The organism is Sphingomonas sp. Leaf33, from assembly GCF_001421785.1.
In the GTDB taxonomy this organism is placed as follows: Bacteria; Pseudomonadota; Alphaproteobacteria; order Sphingomonadales; family Sphingomonadaceae; genus Sphingomonas.
Window position 1 is genome coordinate 2,675 of the sequence record NZ_LMLB01000012.1, and the last position, 306, is coordinate 2,980.

1 rRNA gene (running past both ends of the window) is annotated in these 306 nt (G+C 52.0%); it reads right to left on the reverse strand.

The features are described 5' to 3' along the window. Positions 1-306 (reverse strand): 16S ribosomal RNA (locus tag ASE86_RS13215) (its annotated part extends past both window edges: 881 nt to the left, 275 nt to the right); the annotation flags it as partial.

A 306-nucleotide genomic window follows, 5' to 3' on the forward strand; every position in this document is an offset into this window, starting at 1 on the left:
GGGATTGCCTTCGCCATCGGTGTTCCTCCGCATATCTACGCATTTCACTGCTACACGCGGAATTCCATCCCCCTCTACCGTACTCTAGCTATGCAGTCACAAATGCAGTTCCCAGGTTGAGCCCGGGGATTTCACATCTGTCTTGCATAACCGCCTGCGCACGCTTTACGCCCAGTAATTCCGATTAACGCTCGCACCCTACGTATTACCGCGGCTGCTGGCACGTAGTTAGCCGGTGCTTATTCTTACGGTACCGTCATGGACCCTCTTTATTAGAAAGAGTCTTTTCGTTCCGTACAAAAGCAG